The organism is Roseateles paludis (assembly GCF_039872745.1).
Classification (GTDB): domain Bacteria; phylum Pseudomonadota; class Gammaproteobacteria; order Burkholderiales; family Burkholderiaceae_C; genus Pelomonas; species Pelomonas paludis.
Genome location: NZ_JBDPZD010000001.1, coordinates 65,458 through 80,709 on the forward strand (window position 1 = coordinate 65,458; position 15,252 = coordinate 80,709).

Below are 15,252 nucleotides of genomic sequence, written 5' to 3' on the forward strand. Positions count from 1 at the left end.
CTGGGACGCGGCAAACGGCATCCAGGTGCCACGATGCGATGTGCGATCTCTCGTCAAATCATTCGAAAAAGGAAGTTCAGGACGATTCTGACGGTAGGAATTGGCCTCGCCAACAACGTTTTCGCGGCGCATGGCACCCATGAACGCGGCTACGCGCAACCGGTTCGCCGCTCACCCTCCGCACCAACCCACCGCCACCCAAAACAGGCCCGCCCGGGCTGGTTGGGGCGCGGACTTTTGGGGCGCCGAGGAGCGGAGGTTTGCGGGGCGTGCGCGCAGCGCACTTCAACAACTGACTTCGCGCCGCCTATTCGACCGGAGCGTAGCGAAGGAAGTTCGGCGCGAGCCCCGCAAGCCGAGCACCGCAGGGCAGTCGCACAGCGACCGCCCCAACTGGAGCGCCCCAGCCAGCCCGGGCGGGCCTTTGCCAACCCGCTCGCCGCATCAGCCAATCACGCAGCCCCCACCAACACCCTCTCAATCGCATCCACCGCCGCATGCTCAATGGCCAGCCGCACCTCGCGCACCGCTGACCCGAGGTGCGGTGTGAACACGGTGCGCGGGTGCTCGCGCAGCGCGGGCGCAATCTCCCGAGGACGGTCCGGCAGGCTCCAGTCTTCAAACGCGAACACGTCGGCCGCGTAGCCACCGACGTGGCCGGATTGCAGGCCGGCGAGCAAGGCCGCTTCGTCCACCACGCTGCCGCGGCCGATGTTGACCCAGAGGCAGCCGGGCGGGGTGCGGGCGATCTGCTCGGCGCCTATGAGGCCGATGGTGTCGGGCTGAAGCGGGGCGGTGAGGAAGACGAAGTCGGCCGTGGCGAGCGCGGCGTCGAGGCCGACGCGGACGACGCCGCTGGGGGGCGGGGCGTTGGGGTCCACGCCCATGATGCTGCGGCAGCCAAAGGGCCGCAGCCGCAGGCACAGCGCGCGGCCCAGTTTGCCGAGGCCGATGACGGCGACCTGTGCGCTGACCAGGCCCCGGCCGTAGAACTGCGGGCGCCAGCCGGCGAACTGGCCGCTGCGCACCTGGGCGTCGCCAGCAAGCACATGGCGGCCCAGCGCAATGGCCAGGCCCACGCCCAGCTCGGCGGTGGGCGCGGTGAGCAGGTCTGGCACGCTGGCGAAGTGGATGCCCCGGCGCGCGCAGGCGGCGGCGTCGTAGCTGTCATAGCCCTTGAGTGCGGCGGACACCACGCGCAGCTGCGGCGCCTGGGCCAGCAGGGCGTCGTCTACGCGGTCGGTCATGAAGCCCATCAGCGCGGTGCAGGGGCGCAGACGCTCGGCCAGGGCTTCGGGGGTTAGCGCGCCGGGGCCGGGGAAGACGTCCACCTCGCCCAGGCGCCGCAACCGGGCGTGGACTTCGGCATGGATGGGCTGGGTCACGAGGATGCGGTGGGCGGAGGTGGACATGGTGGGGACTGCAATGCAAGTGGAGGAGTTCAAGTGCCGCTGACGGCCGGCCCATGCAGCGGCAGCCGCTGCCAGAGCGCGAAGGGATCACCCGGCGCGGGCTCCAGGTAGAGAGCCAGCTCGGTGCAGCGCAAGGGCACCGCCAACGCGGGGGCGAAGTGGGCCTGCGCGGCAGCGTGCAGCGCCTGGGCATCACCACCCGCGACCGGGTCGCTCAGCGTGAAGTGGCAGCGCCAGTCATCCAGCACGTGGGCATAGCCCCAGCGCTCGGCCTGGGCGCGCTGGCGGGGGCTGTGGTCGGGCCGCACATAGCGCGCGCGCTCGGCCTCGGTCCAGGGAGCACGGCCGGGGTCGAGGCGGCGCACGGCGTCATCGGCCAGCTCGCGCAGGGGCTCATGCGGCGCCGGATCTGGCTGAGGCCGCAGCGACAGAAAGCCGGCCAGCCACGACACGGCCAAAGGCGGCATGTCAAAGGGCGCATGCGCGTCGGCCAAGGAGCGGGTGGCGTCGAGCAAGCTGGCCTCGGTGTGCCCGGGCGCCAAGCGCAGCGGGGCCTTGAGCGTGGCGTGGAAGCCGTAGCGCCAGGGCTCGCGGCGCAGGGGCGGCGGTGGCCCCCAGGTGGCGGGCGGCGCGGCGGGGTCGCGCCCCAGCCAGGCATTGCCGGTGGCCCAGAGCGGGTGGCTAGCCGGGGGGACGAGGTAGAGCGCGTAGCGAGGCATCAGCCGTGCTCCACCGACAGCTGCACGGCATCGCTGGCAAACAGCGTGCGCGCGGCTTCGATCACACGGCCCTGGCCGTCGTGGCTGAGGTACTGGACGACGAGCACAGGCTCTTGATGGCTGCGGGCCAGCAGGTCGGCCTCATCAGCAGTGGGCAGGCGGCAGGACACGGTGCTGCGCGCGCGCTGGTAGTCCTGCACGCCAAGCGCGCGCAGCGCCGCAGTGACCGAGCCGGTGGCGGCAAAGGCCTCGGCCATGCCCGGCAGCAGGGCCTGCGGGTAGGCCGAGAGCGAGAGCCCGATGGGCCGGCCGCGCACGCTGGCGCGCGTGTGCAGCAGCGCGGCTGCTTCACCTGCGCGCAGCTGCAACGCGCGCGGCCACGGGCCGGTGACGACCTGCTCATGGGACAGCAGCTCGCGGGTGGCGCGCTCGCCGGCGTGGGCGAGGTTCTCGGTCAGGCGGGTGCGGCGCTGCAGCGCGTAGTCGAGCACCAGCTCGCGCACAAAGGTGCCGCGCCCCTGCAGCACACGCAGATGGCCCTCGTGCGCCAACTGGCGCACGGCCTGGCGCAGCGTGTGGCGGTGCACGTCAAAGCGCGCGGCCAGTTGCGTCTCGTTGGGCAGCTGGGTGCCGGGCGCCAGGCGGCCGGCGGTGATGTCCTCGCGCAGCGCCTGGGCAATGCGCTGCCAGCGCGCGGCGGGCTCGGCACGGTCCAGCGTCATCAGGTCCAAGGCTTCATCCAACTGTCACGCCCTCTCTTGATACTGACCCGCATCGTGAGTCGTCTAGATGACATCGGCATGAACGCAAGCCCTGATCCCACTGCCCTACAGCGCCTGCGCGCTGACTGGCTGCGCACGCTGGCCCAGGCGCCAGCCGATGCGCTGCAAGCCGCCGCCGCGCCCCACCTGGCGGGCCACGGCTTTGAGCCGCTGCGCGAGTCCGAGGAAGGCCTGGTGATGCTGCGCGGCCGCATCGGCAACACGGGCGACCGCTTCAACCTGGGCGAGGCCACGCTGGCGCGCTGCGTGCTGCGCCACACCGGCCCCGATGGCCGCGTGTGGCTGGGCGTGGGCCATGTGCTGGGCCGCGACACCGCGCATGCGCAGTGCGTGGCGCAGCTGGATGCCCTCTTGCAGCGGCCCGACCTGCAGGCCGGCTTGCTGGCCGACCTCGTCGCGCCGCTGGCTGCGCAGCAAGAAGAAGCCCGCCGCCAGCAGCGCGCCGAGACCGAAGCGACGCGCGTGCGCTTCTTCACCCTGCAGCCGGAGGTCTCATGAGCACCGCCACCCTGGAAGCCCGCGAGCTGGGCCGGGGCTTTGCGCAGGCCGTGCCGGCCGCGCAGCAGAGCTTCCGCGCGGTGCTGGAGGCCATGTCGCGCCCGGGGCGTATCCAGACCCTGCCCGAGGCCGTGCTGCTGGGGCTTGAGCCCCCGGGCTTGTCGCCCGCGCTCACGGCCCTGCTGCTGACGCTGCTGGATGCCGAGGTGTCGCTGTGGCTGCACCCGCAGCTGGCCACGCAGGGGGCGCCGGCGTATTTGCGCTTTCACACCGGCGTGCGCTGGGCGGAGCGGCCCGAGGTGGCGGACTTCGTCGTCCTGCCCGCCGCCGCTGCGCGGCCCGGCACCTGGCTGCAGCTCAACCCCGGCACCGACACGCGGCCCGAGTCGGCCGGTACCTTGCTCCTCGACGCGCAATCGCTGTCGGACACCGGCCCGCTGGCCCTGCGCGGCCCGGGCATCGAGCATGAACACCAGCTGGGTGTGGCCGGCCTCACGCCTGCCAACGCAGCGCCCTTTTGGCAAGCGCGGCCCCGGCCCGAGAGCAACTTCCCGCTGGGCGTGGACCTGCTGCTGTGCGCAGGCACCCAGCTGGCCGCGCTGCCGCGCACCACGCACTTGACGCTGAAGGACTGAGCGCATGTACATCGCCGTCAAAGGAGGCGAGCAGGCGATTGCCGCCTCGCTGGAACTGCTGGCCGCCGCGCGGCGGGGCGACACGGCCGTGCCCGAGCTATCGGCCGCCCAAGTGCGCGAGCAACTGCGCCTGGCTGTAGACCGCGTGATGGCCGAGGCCTCGCTCTACGACCCCGACCTGGCGGCACTGGCGCTCAAGCAGGCGCGGGGCGATGTGATCGAGGCCGTCTTCCTGCTGCGCGCGCTGCGCACCACGCTGCCGCGCTGGGGCTATGCCGAGCCGCTGGACACCGCCCGCATGCGCGTGCAGCGCCGCATCTCGGCCATCTTCAAGGACCTGCCCGGCGGCCAGCTGCTGGGCCCCACCTACGACTACACGCAGCGCCTGCTGGACTTTGAACTGGCCGGCAACGACAACCCCGTGCCGGCCGCGCCGCTGGCCGATCTGCCGGCTGATTGGCACCAGCCACTGGCCAGCCCCATCGACGAGCTGACCCGCCAAGGCCTGCTGGAGCCCTGCGTGCCGAGCAAGGGCGACCCGGTGCCGCCCGACATCACCCGCGAGCCTCCCGCCCACCCGCTCCCGCGCACCGCCCGGCTGCAGATGCTGGCGCGCGCCGACGAGGGCTGGGTGCTGGGCATGGGCTACTCCACCCAGCGCGGCTATGCCTACACCCACCCCTTTGCCGGCGAGATTCGCATGGGCGCAGTGCCGGTGGAGATCGTGCCCGACGAGCTGGGCTTTGCCATCGAGATCGGCGAGGTGCTGCTGACCGACTGCCAGCTCATCGCCCACTTTGCAGGCAGCGCCACGCGGCCGCCGCAGTTCACACGCGGCCAGGGCCTGGTGTTTGGGCATGGCGAGCGCAAGGCCATGGCCATGGCGCTGACCGACCGCGTGCTGCGCGGCGACGAGTTTGAAGAGCCCGCCACCAGCCCCGCGCAGGACAGCGAGTTCGTGCTCGCGCACGGCGACAACGTCGAGGCCTCGGGCTTTGTGCAGCACCTGAAGCTGCCGCACTACGTGACCTTTGAGTCGGAGCTGCTGCACGTGCGGGCGCTGCAGGCCGCGCGGGACGAAGCGCTGGCGGCCATCGAGCGCAGCGCGCAGCCGGCTGCGGAGGGCACGGAATGACGACCTACAACTTTGCCTACCTCGACGAAGGCACCAAGCGCATGCTGCGCCGCGCCTTGCTCAAGGCCGTGGCCCTGCCCGGGCACCAGGTGCCCTTTGGCTCGCGCGAGATGCCGCTGGCCTATGGCTGGGGCACGGGCGGCATCCAGGTCACGGCCGCCGTGCTGGGCCAGGACGACGTGCTCAAGGTCATCGACCAAGGCTCGGACGACACGACCAATGCCGTCAACATCCGCCGCTTCTTTGCCCGCACGAGCGGCGTGCGCACCACCGAGCGCACGGCAGAGGCCACCGTCATCCAGACGCGCCACCGCATCCCCGAGCGCGCATTGACCGAAGGCCAGATCCTCGTCTACCAGGTGCCCCAGCCCGAGCCCCTGTTCAAGCTGGAGCCGCGCCGCCGCGAGACCCTGAAGCTGCATGCCTTTGGCGAGTACGGGCTGATGAACGTCAAGCTCTACGAGGACGTCGCTCAGTGGGGCCGCATCGACACCACCTACGACTACCCCGTGCTCGTGAACGGCCGCTATGTGATGTCGCCCTCGCCCATCCCCACCTTCGACAACCCCAAGATGGACCGCATGCCCGCGCTGCAGCTGTTTGGCGCCGGGCGCGAGAAGCGGCTCTATGCCGTGCCGCCCTACACAGCGGTCAAGAGCCTGGACTTTGCCGACCACCCCTTCCACATCGAGCCTCAAAAGCACGCCTGCGTGATCTGCGGTTGCAGCACCAGCTACCTCGATGAAGTGCTCATGGATGAGGGGACCCAATGGGTGTGCTCGGACACCGACCACTGCCGTGAGCAGCAGGAGGCCAAGGCATGAACACGCCACTGCTGTCGGTCGAGGGCCTCTCGCACCGCTTCGACGCCGCCACGCACTTTGCGGTGCGGGACGCGAGCTTTGAAGTCCACGCCGGCGAGGTGCTGGCCATCGTGGGCGAATCGGGCTCGGGCAAGAGCACCTTGCTCAACTGCTTGGCGGGCCGCATTGCACCCACCGCCGGCCGCGTGCACTACCTGGCGGCCGACGGCCAGCGCGTGGACGTGCACGCCGCGCCCGAGCGCCTGCGCCGCGAGCTGGCGCGGACCGAATGGGGCTTTGTGGAGCAGCACGCCCACGAAGGCCTGCGCATGGGCGTGAGCGCCGGGGCCAATGTGGGTGAGCGCCTGATGGGCCAGGGCGAGCGCCACTACGCGGTGCTGCGCGAGACGGCCGAGCGCTGGATGCAGCGCGTGGAGCTGGACACCGCCCGCATCGACGACCTACCGCGCCACTTCTCAGGCGGCATGCGCCAGCGCCTGCAGATCGCGCGCAACCTCGTCACGCGGCCGCGCCTGGTGCTGATGGACGAACCCACCTCGGGGCTCGATGTCTCGGTGCAGGCCAAGCTGCTGGACCTGATCCGGCTGCTGGTGAGCCGGCTGCAGCTGTCGGTCGTCATCGTCACGCACGACCTGGGCGTGGCGCGGCTGCTGGCCCAGCGCACGCTGGTGATGCAGCAGGGCCGCATCGTCGAACACGGCCTGACCGACCGCGTGCTGGATGACCCGCAGCACGCCTACACACAGCTCCTCGTGGCTTCAGCATTGACATGAAACGCGACCTCGATCTCGACCTGGTGCTCGACGTGCGGGACGTGCACAAGCACTTCACCCTGCACCTGCGGGGCGGCCTGCAACTGCCGGTGCTGCGCGGAGTGAGCCTGCAAGTGGCGGGCGGCGAATGCGTGGCCCTGGTGGGGCCCTCGGGGCGCGGCAAGTCCACGCTCATGAAGTGCCTCTACGGCAGCTATGCCGTCAACGCCGGCGCGCTGTGGTTGCGGCGCGGTGATGGCGAAGGGCTGGACCTGGCCTCCGCGTCGCCGCAGACCTGGGTGGCCATGCGGCGGCGTGAGATTGCCTATGTGAGCCAGTTCCTGCGCGCCCTGCCGCGCCAGGCGGCGCTGGACGTGGTGGCCGAACGCCGCTTGCAGGCGCACCCAGCCGAAGTGATTGAAGGCGCCGACCCGCTGGACGACGGCCCCTACCTGGCCGCGCTCGACACCGCGCGAGACGCAGCCCGCCTGCTGCTCGCCCGCCTCAACCTGCCCGAAAGCCTCTGGGGCCTGCCCCCGGCCACCTTCTCGGGCGGCGAGCAGCAGCGCGTCAACATCGCACGCGGCTTTGTGGAGCCGGCGCGCTTGCTCCTGCTTGACGAACCCACCGCCTCGCTCGATGCCGGCAACCGCCGCATCGTGATCGACCTGATCCGCGAGGCCAAGGCGGCCGGCGCCGCCGTGGTGGGCATCTTTCATGACGAAGAGGTGCGCGACGCGGTCGCGGACCGCTGCGTCCATTTCGATTGAGTCATGGCTGAACACCTCTTCACCAACGCCCGCGTCGTGCTGGGCGACGCCGTGCTGCCCTGCGGCAGCGTGCTCGTGCGCGACGGCCTGATCGCCGAGATCGACAGCCGCCGAAGCCACGCGCCGGGCGCGCAAGACCTGGACGGCGACCTGCTGCTGCCCGGCCTCGTCGAGGTCCACACCGACAACCTGGAGCGCCACGTGATGCCGCGCCCCAAGGTCTACTTCCCGCTGCGCAGCGCGCTGCAGTCGCACGACGCGGAACTTGCGGCCTGCGGCATCACCACGGTGTTCGACGCCATCGGCGTGGGCGACCCGTATGACGAAGGCTTCAGGTCCAAGGACCAAAGCGGCCTGCTGGGTTTGCTGGACAGCCTGGAGGCCGCCGGCCTGCTGCGCAGCCAGCACCTGGTGCACATCCGCTGCGAGCTGCCGGCCCCAAATGCGCTGCAGCTCTTCGAGCCCTTTGCCGGCCACCGCCGCGTGCAGCTGATCTCGCTGATGGACCACACCCCCGGCCAGCGCCAGTGGACCGACGTGAGCCACGCCCGCACCTACTACACCGGCAAAAAGGGCTGGAGCGACGACAAGTTCGAGCGCGAGATGCAGCTGGCCCCGCTGCGCCAGGCCCAGTACGCCGGCCCCCACCGCAGTTGGATGACCAACTACGCCCACCGCCACGGCATCGCCCTGGCCACACACGATGACACCACGCCCGAGCACGTGGACGAAGCACTCAAACTCGGCGCCAGCATGAGCGAGTTCCCCACCACGCTGGCGGCAGCCCGGCACGCGCACAGCAAAGGCCTCAAGACCATTGCCGGCGCCCCGAACGTGGTGCGCGGGGGCTCACACTCCGGCAACGTCGCAGCGGCCGAACTGGCCCGCGAGGGTGTGCTCGACGGCCTCTCGTCCGACTACGTGCCCGGCAGCCTCTTGCAAGCCGCCTGGACCCTGCACCGCGACCACGGCTTTGGCCTGGCCCAGTCCGTCCACGTCGTCAGCCGCGGCCCCGCCGAAGCCGCCCAACTGACGGACCGCGGCCGCATCGAGCCGGGTCTGCGGGCAGATCTGTTGCGCGTGCGCGAGCTGGATGGGCAGCCGGTGGTGCGGGAGGTGTTTGTGGGGGGGCGGAGGGTGGCTTGAGGGAGTGGTGCTAAGGGTCAGGCCATCACTTCAGCTTTGAAGTGGGTCGTACGTTGGGGTGTAAAACGGGCCAGGGCGACCTTCAATCGTCCGATTGCTGGGAGTCAACATGTTGGCGACCACAGCGAGGCCGCTCATGCCACGGTCATGCGCCTCCATTGAAATCTTGTTTGAGTCAAACACCTGGTCGGACTGCGTGAGCAGCGCCTTGAAGGAAAGCTTTTCGGCCAGCTGATCCTTAACGTCGTAGAAGGTGTAGTTCTCCATCTTGCGCGTCACCAAGTTCAAATCCTTGCGTGGCGGGTTGGAGCTAGATGCTTGCAAGTTCTCCAGCGCTGTTGCGACGAACGCCTCTGCCGCGGCTTTGAGCGAGGTGTTCGCGTTCAGCTTGGATTCAAGCCACTTGGCATCTCCCGCATTCAACCCCGTCACTTTCAGCTTTCCATCCACGAGCTGAAAGTCCCATTTCCCCGCAATCTCTGGGCGACGTTTGGCGATCATGGACTCGATCTTGCCGAGCTCGTTCTTGATGGTTTCCATGCTCCGCCCAGCCTCGGTGTTCTGAGCGCGGCGCAGCTCGCTGAATTGCTCGATCGGCTTCGGGACTTTTGACAGATCCACGATCGTTGCCGAACCCAGCGCCGGATCCTCAAACGTGGCGCCACCGTGCGCTTGGGCTTCCGTGATCTGTTCGACTGTGATTGCAGTCGAAGAGCCAGATTTTCTAAGCGTTGTCGTGCTGGGCGTCGAAGCTTGGGAAATGCTGGAAATCATGATGAACCTCTAGAGGGGGTAGGCATCGCACCCCACCCTGAACTGAAGATCAGTAGTAGCCCAAACCCGTGTTTAGGCAACTTCGGCAGTTGAAGCGCGAACTTAAGCCCATAGGCTGGGGTGACCACAGTGAACCCCAACGAGTTGTGCAGGCGGCGCTGATGGGGTTCGCGAGCTCACCCCAACCTACGGATTGCCCGGCAACTGCTCGCCGCCCAAACCCGCTGCCACCACAAAGGCCCGCCCGGGCTGGCTGGGGCGCGGACTTTTGGGGCGCCGAGGAGCGGAGGCTTGTGGGGCGTGAGCGAAGCGAACTTCAACAACTGACTTCGCGCCGCCTGTTCGACCGGAGCGTAGCGAAGGAAGTTCGGCGCGAGCCCCGCAAGCTGAGCCCCGCAGGGCAGTCGCGCAGCGACCGCCTCAACTGGAGCGCCTCAGCCAGCCCGGGCGGGCCTTTGCCAACCCGCTTCGGCCATCAAGCCGCCGCGAGCGGCGCGCCCTCAGAGGAGCTGGCCTCGGTGGCAAGGTCCTGCAGCAAAGCGAGGTAGTAGTCCAGCGGCGGGGTCGCGTGCCCGGGCACCTTGGCCAGGTCGTCCCAGCGGCGCAGCTGCACGGCCTCGCGGGCGAAGGGCAGGCGCTCGAAGGCCTGGCTCTCGGCCTTGCTCATGGGCCCGCCCTGCAGTTGCAGGGAGTGAACGGACGCCGGCGACAGGCCCAGGAAGTAGGCCGCATCGACGCTGACCAGGTAGCGCTTGGCTTGCACGTGCAGGCGGATGGGCTCGGTCACGGCGGGGCCAAAGCAGCGGGCCAGCAGCGGCAAGGCCAGGGCCTCGTGGGCGTCGTCGAGATGGTCATCGCGGGCCACAGCCTCGGCGGCGAGGAAGTGGCCGATGTCGTGCAGGAAGGCGGCGGCCACCTGATGGTGATCGGCATGTGCCCACTCGGCCAGTTGGGCGCATTGCAGGGCATGGGCGGTGGCGGACACGGACTCGCGTCGCGCGCCCTCGTAGGGCTGCTCGCCATGGTCCATGAAGAGCTGCTCGATGCGGGCGATGGTGTCGTGAAGCATGGTCAAAGCAGGCGCTTGCGCACCCGGGCCGAGAGGAGGTCGATGAGCGAGACGCTGACCACGATGAGGATGAGCACGGCGGCCGTCTGCGCGTACTGGAAGCCGCGGATCACGTCCCACAGCACCATGCCGATGCCGCCTGCGCCCACCATGCCCACCACCGAGGCTGAGCGCACGTTGGACTCGAAGCGGTAGAGGCCGTAGGAGATCCACAGCGGCATCACCTGGGGCAGCACGCCGAAGACGATCTCGGCCAGCGGGTGGGCGCCGGTGGCGCGGATGCCTTCGACGGGTTGGGGGTCGATGGTCTCGACGGCCTCGGAGAAGAGCTTGGACAGGATGCCCGTGGTGTGCACCCACAGCGCCAGCACGCCGGCAAAGGGCCCCAGACCCACGGCGACGACGAAGAGCAGCGCAAAGACGATCTCGTTGATGGAGCGGCAGGCGTCCAGCACACGGCGCACCGGCTGGTGCACCCACCAGGGCGTGAGGTTGCTGGCGGCCAGCAGCGAGAGCGGCACCGAACAAAGGACGGCCAGCGCGGTGCCCCAGAGCGCGATCTGCAGGGTGATGATCAGCTCGGCCAGGTAGTTCCGCCAGTCGCCAAAGTCGGGCGGGAAGAAGCCGCGCGCGTACTCGGCCATGTTGCCGGCGTCGCGGATGAGGTCGAGCGGGCGCATGTCGGCGCCCGTCCAGCTGCCGGCCAGCAGGGCCAGCAGCAGGGCCAGCAAGCCCAGGTTGACGAGCGAGGGCCGGGGCGGGGCGGGCAGGCGCTGGGTAGGCTGGCGCTGCGCGGGAGCCAAGCTGGCGTCCACGGCTTACTTGGCCTCGCGGTCCAGCGCGCTGCTGCGCGCGTCCAGCTCGGCGAGCTTCTTCTGGCGCTCGTCGGCAGCGAGGTTCACATCGGCCTCGACCTTGGCGCGCTCACGCGCGATCTCGATCTGGCGCACGGGGATCAGCTGCGCATTGGTGGACGGGCGGAAGGCGCTGTAACCGATGTTCTGCAGGATGACCTGCTCGCGCTCGGTCTTGCCGTAGTTCAGCATGAAGCTGCGCACCCGGGCCTTGAGGCCTTCGTCCAGGTCCTTGCGCCAGACGATGGGATCGCTGGCGATCATGGGCGAGCGCCAGATCTCGCGGAACTGGCTGGCTTGGTCGGCGTGAGTGAGGCTGAAGCGGTGCGTGTTCTCGGTGTTGTTGGTGGCCACGTCGACCTGCTTGTTGACGACGGCGAGCAGATTGGTCTCATGATTGGCGCGCACGGTGCGCTTGAAGTCCTTGAGCGGGTCCACCTTGTGGGCGGCAAAGGCGAAGAGCCCGGGCACAGCCGTGCCGCTGGTGGAGTTGGGGTCGCCAAAGCCGAGGGTGAGGCTGGCGCGCTGACGGATGACGTCGTCGAGGGTCTTGAGCGGGCTGTCCTTGTGGACAACGAGCAGCGAGTAATAGCCCTCGTTGCCATCCTTGCCGACGACCTTGGCGAAGACCTCGACATTGGCGCGGTCCACGGCCTCCATGGCTGACTTGTTGCCCATCCAGGCCACCTGGGCCTTGTTGAAGCGCAGGGCTTCGATGACGCCGGCGTAGTCCGTCGCAAAGAAGGCCTTGACGGGCACGCCGGCGGCCTTGGAGAGATCCTCCAGCACGGGCTGCCAGGCGGTCTTGAGGTTGCTGGAGGCCTCGGTGGAGATGAAGGTGAAGGTCAGCTCCTTGGTCTGCGCCTGGGCAGCCGGAGCAAGGGCGAAGCTGGTGGCCGTGGTGGCCAGGAGGAGGGCGATGCGGCGGTTCATGGCGGGGATGTCCGTGGGCAGGGGGAAGGGAGGTCAGGCTGGTCAGGCAAGTTGGGCCTGGGGGAAGACAAAGGGCTCGGGCCGGCCCTCCGGCGCCGGGCTGGCGTCGGGCTTGGCAAAGAGTTCGTCAGTCTGCGTGCCATAGAGCGCGCGCAGCCGGGCCGGGCTGAGTTCGTGGGTGGGGCCGTCAAACACCACCTCGCCGGCGCGCAGCGCGATGGTGCGGGGGCAGAAGGCAAAGGCGTGCTCCACCTGGTGCAGCGAGACGAGCACGGTGACGCCCAGCTCGCGGTTGACCTCGGCCAGCAGCTCCATCACGCGCTGGCTGGAGGCGGGGTCGAGCGAGGCGACGGGCTCGTCGGCCAGGATGACGCGGGCCTGCTGCACCAGCGCCCGCGAGATGGCGGCACGCTGCTGCTGGCCGCCCGAGAGCGTGGACGCACGCTGCCAGGCGCAGCGCTCAATGCCGACGCGGGCCAGTGCATCAAAGGCCCGCTCACGCTCCGCCTGCGGGAAGAGGCGCACCAGCGCCCGCCACAGCGGCAGGCGGTGCAGGGCGCCGGCCATCACATTGGTCATCACCGGCAGGCGGTCCACCAGGTTGAACTGCTGGAAGATGGCCGCCACCTCGGCGCGCTGGCGCCGGATGTCGCGCGCCAAGCGGCCATGCTGCTGCACGGTGCGGCCCAGCACGCGCACGGTGCTGGTGGTGCCTGCATCGGCCCGATGCAGGCCGTTGAGGTGGCGCAGGAGCGTGGACTTGCCCGAGCCCGAGGCCCCGAGCAGGGCCACCATCTCACCCGCCTCCACGCGCAGCGACACGCCGCGCAGCGCCGGCTGGCCGCCAAAGCGCTTGTGCAGGGATTCCACTTCAATGGCAAGGTCAGGCATGGGGGGCTCCGGGGGCCAAATCGGCGCGATCATCTAGACGGCCCGTGACGGGCGCATGACGGCCCCGCCGTTGCATTCAGCAAAACATGCCCTCACGGATTCGTTCAAAACTCCTGAACCGAGGCGACAAGCGGCGTGAAACTGCCGCTACGCCTCACTTGCCACACTGAGTCCCCATGCGCACCACCTCTGACCGCTACACCCTGCCCGCCATCGCCCTGCACTGGCTGCTGGCCCTGGCCCTCATCGGCACCTTTGGCGTGGGCCTCTATGCCGCCGATCTGCAGTTCTCGATGACCAAGCTCAAGCTGCTGAACTGGCACAAGTGGGCGGGCATCACCATCCTCTTCCTGTCGGTGCTGCGCTTGGTCTGGCGCCTGACGCACCGGCCGCCGGCGGACGTGCCGATGCCGGCCTGGCAGGCCAAGGTGTCGCACCTGCTGCACTGGCTGATGTACGGGCTCTTCTTTGCCATCCCGCTGACGGGCTGGGCGATGAGCTCGGCCAAGGGCTTCCCCATCGTCTGGTTCGGCGTGCTGCCGCTGCCGGACTGGGTGCCCAAGGACAAGGCCCTCGGCCACCAGTTGGAAGAACTGCACGAGATGGTGGCCTGGCTGCTGGCTGCCCTGGTGGTGGCCCACGTGGCCGCCGCGCTCAAGCACCATTTGATCGACAAGGACGGGCTGCTGGACCGCATGCGCCCCGGCCGCTGAACCCCCTTCCCTCACCCGGAGTTCCCCCATGCGTTTTCGATTGCCCTTGTTGGCGGCGCTCGGCCTGTCCTTGAGCCTGGCGGCTTCGGCGGCCACGCTCGTCCCGGCCAAGAGCGAGCTGCTCTTCAACTTCAAGCAGATGGGCGTGGCCGTGGACGGCAGCTTCAAGAAGTTCGAGGCCCAGCTCGACTTCGACCCCAAGAAGCCCGAGGCCGGCAAGATCGCCTTCACGGTGGACCTGTCCAGCGTCTCGCTGGGCGACCCGATGTACGACGCCGAGCTGGGCAATCCGCTGTGGTTTGACACCAAGCGCAATGGCAAGGCCAGCTTTGTCTCCAGCAGCATCAAGCCCACCGGCGCCGGCAAGTACGACGTGGCCGGCAAGCTGAGCATCAAGGGCGCTGTTCGCGACGTGGTGGTGCCCATCACGCTGGCGGGCGGCGTGGCGGCAGGCGCCGTGCCCATCAAGCGGCTGGACTTCAAGATCGGCGACGGCGAATGGGCCGACACCTCGGTGGTTGCCAACGACGTAATAGTGAAGTTCAAGCTCAGCTTTACCGGAATACCGGGGCAGTGAGTACCGTCCACCCCGGCGTTGTCGCCCCGCTTTCTCCCTTTCAACACCCTTCTCTTTTCATAAGGATGCCCATGAAGAAGACCCTGACCCTCGCCGCCCTGCTGGCCGGCTTTGGCCTGGCTCACGCCGAACCCGCCACCTATGTGATCGACCCGAACCACACCTCGGCCAGCTTCGAGGCCAAGCACTTCGGGCTCAGCACGATCCGCGGCCGCTTCGACAAGAAGGAAGGCAGCGTCACCATCGACCGCGCCGCCAAGACCGGCAAGGTGCAGGTGAGCATCGACATGAACTCGATCTCCACCGGCGTGACCATGTTTGACGGCCACCTCAAGGGCGAGGCCTTCTTCGACACCGCCAAGTTCCCGACCACCACCTTCGTGGGCGACCAGGTCAGCTTCGACGCCGCCGGCAAGGTCACGGCCGTGACCGGCCAGCTGACCCTCAAGGGCAAGACCCTGCCGGTGACGCTGACGGCGACCAGCTTCAACTGCATTGACCACCCGATGATGAAGAAGGAAGTCTGCGGCGGCGACTTCGAGACCCTGCTGCCGCGCAGCCAGTTCGGCGTCAGCGCCTACCCCCAGGCCAGCCCGGAGAACGTGCGCGTGCTGATCCAGATCGAAGCGATCAAGCAGTAAGCCCCGGCTTCCAGCCTAGTTTCATGGGCCGGCTGCCTACCCGGCCGCCGACCCCGACAGCCCGCCTACCCGGCGGGCTGTCGTCTTTTGGGGCTCCCGCCGGCGCTCCGGTCTGTCCGGCGCCCAT

Annotated in this window: 18 protein-coding genes; 10 read left to right on the forward strand and 8 right to left on the reverse strand. The window is 69.0% G+C overall.

Going from position 1 to position 15,252, the window contains the following annotated elements:
• Window positions 1-452: 452 nt before the first annotated feature.
• The 3 genes from ABDJ85_RS00340 to phnF are packed head-to-tail and all read right to left on the reverse strand — an operon-like array spanning window position 453 to window position 2,853.
• Window positions 453-1,412: an NAD(P)-dependent oxidoreductase gene (locus ABDJ85_RS00340; RefSeq protein ID WP_347702736.1), complete on the reverse strand. Its 960-nt coding sequence runs from the start codon at window positions 1,410-1,412 to the stop codon at window positions 453-455.
• A gap of 29 nt (window positions 1,413-1,441) precedes the next feature.
• Window positions 1,442-2,131 (reverse strand): DUF1045 domain-containing protein, encoded by a 690-nt coding sequence (locus tag ABDJ85_RS00345; RefSeq protein WP_347702737.1) that lies wholly within the window; start codon window positions 2,129-2,131, stop codon window positions 1,442-1,444.
• Window positions 2,131-2,853, reverse strand: coding sequence for a phosphonate metabolism transcriptional regulator PhnF (gene phnF, locus ABDJ85_RS00350; protein ID WP_347703808.1), 723 nt, complete (start codon window positions 2,851-2,853; stop codon window positions 2,131-2,133). The genes ABDJ85_RS00345 and phnF overlap by 1 nt, the downstream gene beginning before the upstream one ends.
• A 78-nt stretch (window positions 2,854-2,931) precedes the next feature.
• Between phnF and phnG the strand changes: the two genes are divergently transcribed.
• The 7 genes from phnG to ABDJ85_RS00385 are packed head-to-tail and all read left to right on the forward strand — an operon-like array spanning window position 2,932 to window position 8,673.
• Window positions 2,932-3,411, forward strand: coding sequence for a phosphonate C-P lyase system protein PhnG (gene phnG / locus ABDJ85_RS00355; protein WP_347702738.1), 480 nt, complete (start codon window positions 2,932-2,934; stop codon window positions 3,409-3,411).
• Window positions 3,408-4,046 (forward strand): phosphonate C-P lyase system protein PhnH, encoded by a 639-nt coding sequence (gene phnH / locus ABDJ85_RS00360; protein ID WP_347702739.1) that lies wholly within the window; start codon window positions 3,408-3,410, stop codon window positions 4,044-4,046. The genes phnG and phnH overlap by 4 nt, the downstream gene beginning before the upstream one ends.
• Before the next feature lie 4 nt (window positions 4,047-4,050).
• Window positions 4,051-5,181, forward strand: a complete 1,131-nt coding sequence (locus ABDJ85_RS00365; protein WP_347702740.1) for a carbon-phosphorus lyase complex subunit — start codon at window positions 4,051-4,053, stop codon at window positions 5,179-5,181.
• Window positions 5,178-6,005 carry an alpha-D-ribose 1-methylphosphonate 5-phosphate C-P-lyase PhnJ gene (locus ABDJ85_RS00370; RefSeq protein WP_347702741.1) on the forward strand — a complete coding sequence of 276 codons (828 nt, stop codon included), beginning with the start codon at window positions 5,178-5,180 and terminating at the stop codon, window positions 6,003-6,005. The genes ABDJ85_RS00365 and ABDJ85_RS00370 overlap by 4 nt, the downstream gene beginning before the upstream one ends.
• Window positions 6,002-6,778, forward strand: coding sequence for a phosphonate C-P lyase system protein PhnK (gene phnK, locus ABDJ85_RS00375; RefSeq protein ID WP_347702742.1), 777 nt, complete (start codon window positions 6,002-6,004; stop codon window positions 6,776-6,778). The genes ABDJ85_RS00370 and phnK overlap by 4 nt, the downstream gene beginning before the upstream one ends.
• Window positions 6,775-7,527 (forward strand): phosphonate C-P lyase system protein PhnL, encoded by a 753-nt coding sequence (gene phnL, locus ABDJ85_RS00380; RefSeq protein ID WP_347702743.1) that lies wholly within the window; start codon window positions 6,775-6,777, stop codon window positions 7,525-7,527. The genes phnK and phnL overlap by 4 nt, the downstream gene beginning before the upstream one ends.
• 3 nt (window positions 7,528-7,530) lie before the next feature.
• Complete coding sequence (locus ABDJ85_RS00385) at window positions 7,531-8,673, forward strand: alpha-D-ribose 1-methylphosphonate 5-triphosphate diphosphatase (RefSeq protein WP_347702744.1); 1,143 nt, start codon at window positions 7,531-7,533, stop codon at window positions 8,671-8,673.
• Between the two features lie 30 nt (window positions 8,674-8,703).
• On the opposite strand, the gene ABDJ85_RS00390 is transcribed toward ABDJ85_RS00385, so the two are convergent.
• From ABDJ85_RS00390 to phnC, 5 genes are all read right to left on the reverse strand, one after another.
• Window positions 8,704-9,447: a hypothetical protein gene (locus ABDJ85_RS00390; RefSeq protein ID WP_347702745.1), complete on the reverse strand. Its 744-nt coding sequence runs from the start codon at window positions 9,445-9,447 to the stop codon at window positions 8,704-8,706.
• A gap of 475 nt (window positions 9,448-9,922) precedes the next feature.
• Complete coding sequence (locus ABDJ85_RS00395) at window positions 9,923-10,516, reverse strand: HD domain-containing protein (protein ID WP_347702746.1); 594 nt, start codon at window positions 10,514-10,516, stop codon at window positions 9,923-9,925.
• A 2-nt stretch (window positions 10,517-10,518) separates the two neighbouring features.
• The gene (gene phnE, locus ABDJ85_RS00400) at window positions 10,519-11,331 is read right to left on the reverse strand and encodes a phosphonate ABC transporter, permease protein PhnE (protein WP_430765503.1); all 813 of its coding nucleotides are present in this window, start codon (window positions 11,329-11,331) and stop codon (window positions 10,519-10,521) included.
• 3 nt (window positions 11,332-11,334) lie between these two features.
• A complete protein-coding gene (phnD, locus tag ABDJ85_RS00405) occupies window positions 11,335-12,303 on the reverse strand; it encodes a phosphonate ABC transporter substrate-binding protein (protein ID WP_347702747.1) in 969 nt (322 codons plus the stop codon).
• A gap of 42 nt (window positions 12,304-12,345) precedes the next feature.
• Window positions 12,346-13,194, reverse strand: a complete 849-nt coding sequence (gene phnC / locus ABDJ85_RS00410; RefSeq protein WP_347702748.1) for a phosphonate ABC transporter ATP-binding protein — start codon at window positions 13,192-13,194, stop codon at window positions 12,346-12,348.
• A gap of 176 nt (window positions 13,195-13,370) precedes the next feature.
• Between phnC and ABDJ85_RS00415 the strand changes: the two genes are divergently transcribed.
• The 3 genes from ABDJ85_RS00415 to ABDJ85_RS00425 all read left to right on the forward strand — a co-directional run bounded on the left by ABDJ85_RS00415 (window position 13,371) and on the right by ABDJ85_RS00425 (window position 15,125).
• Window positions 13,371-13,907, forward strand: coding sequence for a cytochrome b (locus tag ABDJ85_RS00415; RefSeq protein WP_347702749.1), 537 nt, complete (start codon window positions 13,371-13,373; stop codon window positions 13,905-13,907).
• A 28-nt stretch (window positions 13,908-13,935) separates the two neighbouring features.
• Window positions 13,936-14,484 (forward strand): YceI family protein, encoded by a 549-nt coding sequence (locus ABDJ85_RS00420; RefSeq protein ID WP_347702750.1) that lies wholly within the window; start codon window positions 13,936-13,938, stop codon window positions 14,482-14,484.
• Window positions 14,485-14,555: 71 nt separating this feature from the next.
• Window positions 14,556-15,125: a YceI family protein gene (locus tag ABDJ85_RS00425; protein ID WP_347702751.1), complete on the forward strand. Its 570-nt coding sequence runs from the start codon at window positions 14,556-14,558 to the stop codon at window positions 15,123-15,125.
• Window positions 15,126-15,252 lie beyond the last annotated feature (127 nt).

Coding starts and splice junctions, on each gene's coding strand:
- ABDJ85_RS00340 (WP_347702736.1), bottom strand. CDS start 1,412: ATGTCCACCTCCGCCCACCGCATCCTCGTGACCCAGCCCATCCATGCC.
- ABDJ85_RS00345 (WP_347702737.1), bottom strand. CDS start 2,131: ATGCCTCGCTACGCGCTCTACCTCGTCCCCCCGGCTAGCCACCCGCTC.
- phnF (WP_347703808.1), bottom strand. CDS start 2,853: ATGACGCTGGACCGTGCCGAGCCCGCCGCGCGCTGGCAGCGCATTGCC.
- phnG (WP_347702738.1), top strand. CDS start 2,932: ATGAACGCAAGCCCTGATCCCACTGCCCTACAGCGCCTGCGCGCTGAC.
- phnH (WP_347702739.1), top strand. CDS start 3,408: ATGAGCACCGCCACCCTGGAAGCCCGCGAGCTGGGCCGGGGCTTTGCG.
- ABDJ85_RS00365 (WP_347702740.1), top strand. CDS start 4,051: ATGTACATCGCCGTCAAAGGAGGCGAGCAGGCGATTGCCGCCTCGCTG.
- ABDJ85_RS00370 (WP_347702741.1), top strand. CDS start 5,178: ATGACGACCTACAACTTTGCCTACCTCGACGAAGGCACCAAGCGCATG.
- phnK (WP_347702742.1), top strand. CDS start 6,002: ATGAACACGCCACTGCTGTCGGTCGAGGGCCTCTCGCACCGCTTCGAC.
- phnL (WP_347702743.1), top strand. CDS start 6,775: ATGAAACGCGACCTCGATCTCGACCTGGTGCTCGACGTGCGGGACGTG.
- ABDJ85_RS00385 (WP_347702744.1), top strand. CDS start 7,531: ATGGCTGAACACCTCTTCACCAACGCCCGCGTCGTGCTGGGCGACGCC.
- ABDJ85_RS00390 (WP_347702745.1), bottom strand. CDS start 9,447: ATGATTTCCAGCATTTCCCAAGCTTCGACGCCCAGCACGACAACGCTT.
- ABDJ85_RS00395 (WP_347702746.1), bottom strand. CDS start 10,516: ATGCTTCACGACACCATCGCCCGCATCGAGCAGCTCTTCATGGACCAT.
- phnD (WP_347702747.1), bottom strand. CDS start 12,303: ATGAACCGCCGCATCGCCCTCCTCCTGGCCACCACGGCCACCAGCTTC.
- phnC (WP_347702748.1), bottom strand. CDS start 13,194: ATGCCTGACCTTGCCATTGAAGTGGAATCCCTGCACAAGCGCTTTGGC.
- ABDJ85_RS00415 (WP_347702749.1), top strand. CDS start 13,371: ATGCGCACCACCTCTGACCGCTACACCCTGCCCGCCATCGCCCTGCAC.
- ABDJ85_RS00420 (WP_347702750.1), top strand. CDS start 13,936: ATGCGTTTTCGATTGCCCTTGTTGGCGGCGCTCGGCCTGTCCTTGAGC.
- ABDJ85_RS00425 (WP_347702751.1), top strand. CDS start 14,556: ATGAAGAAGACCCTGACCCTCGCCGCCCTGCTGGCCGGCTTTGGCCTG.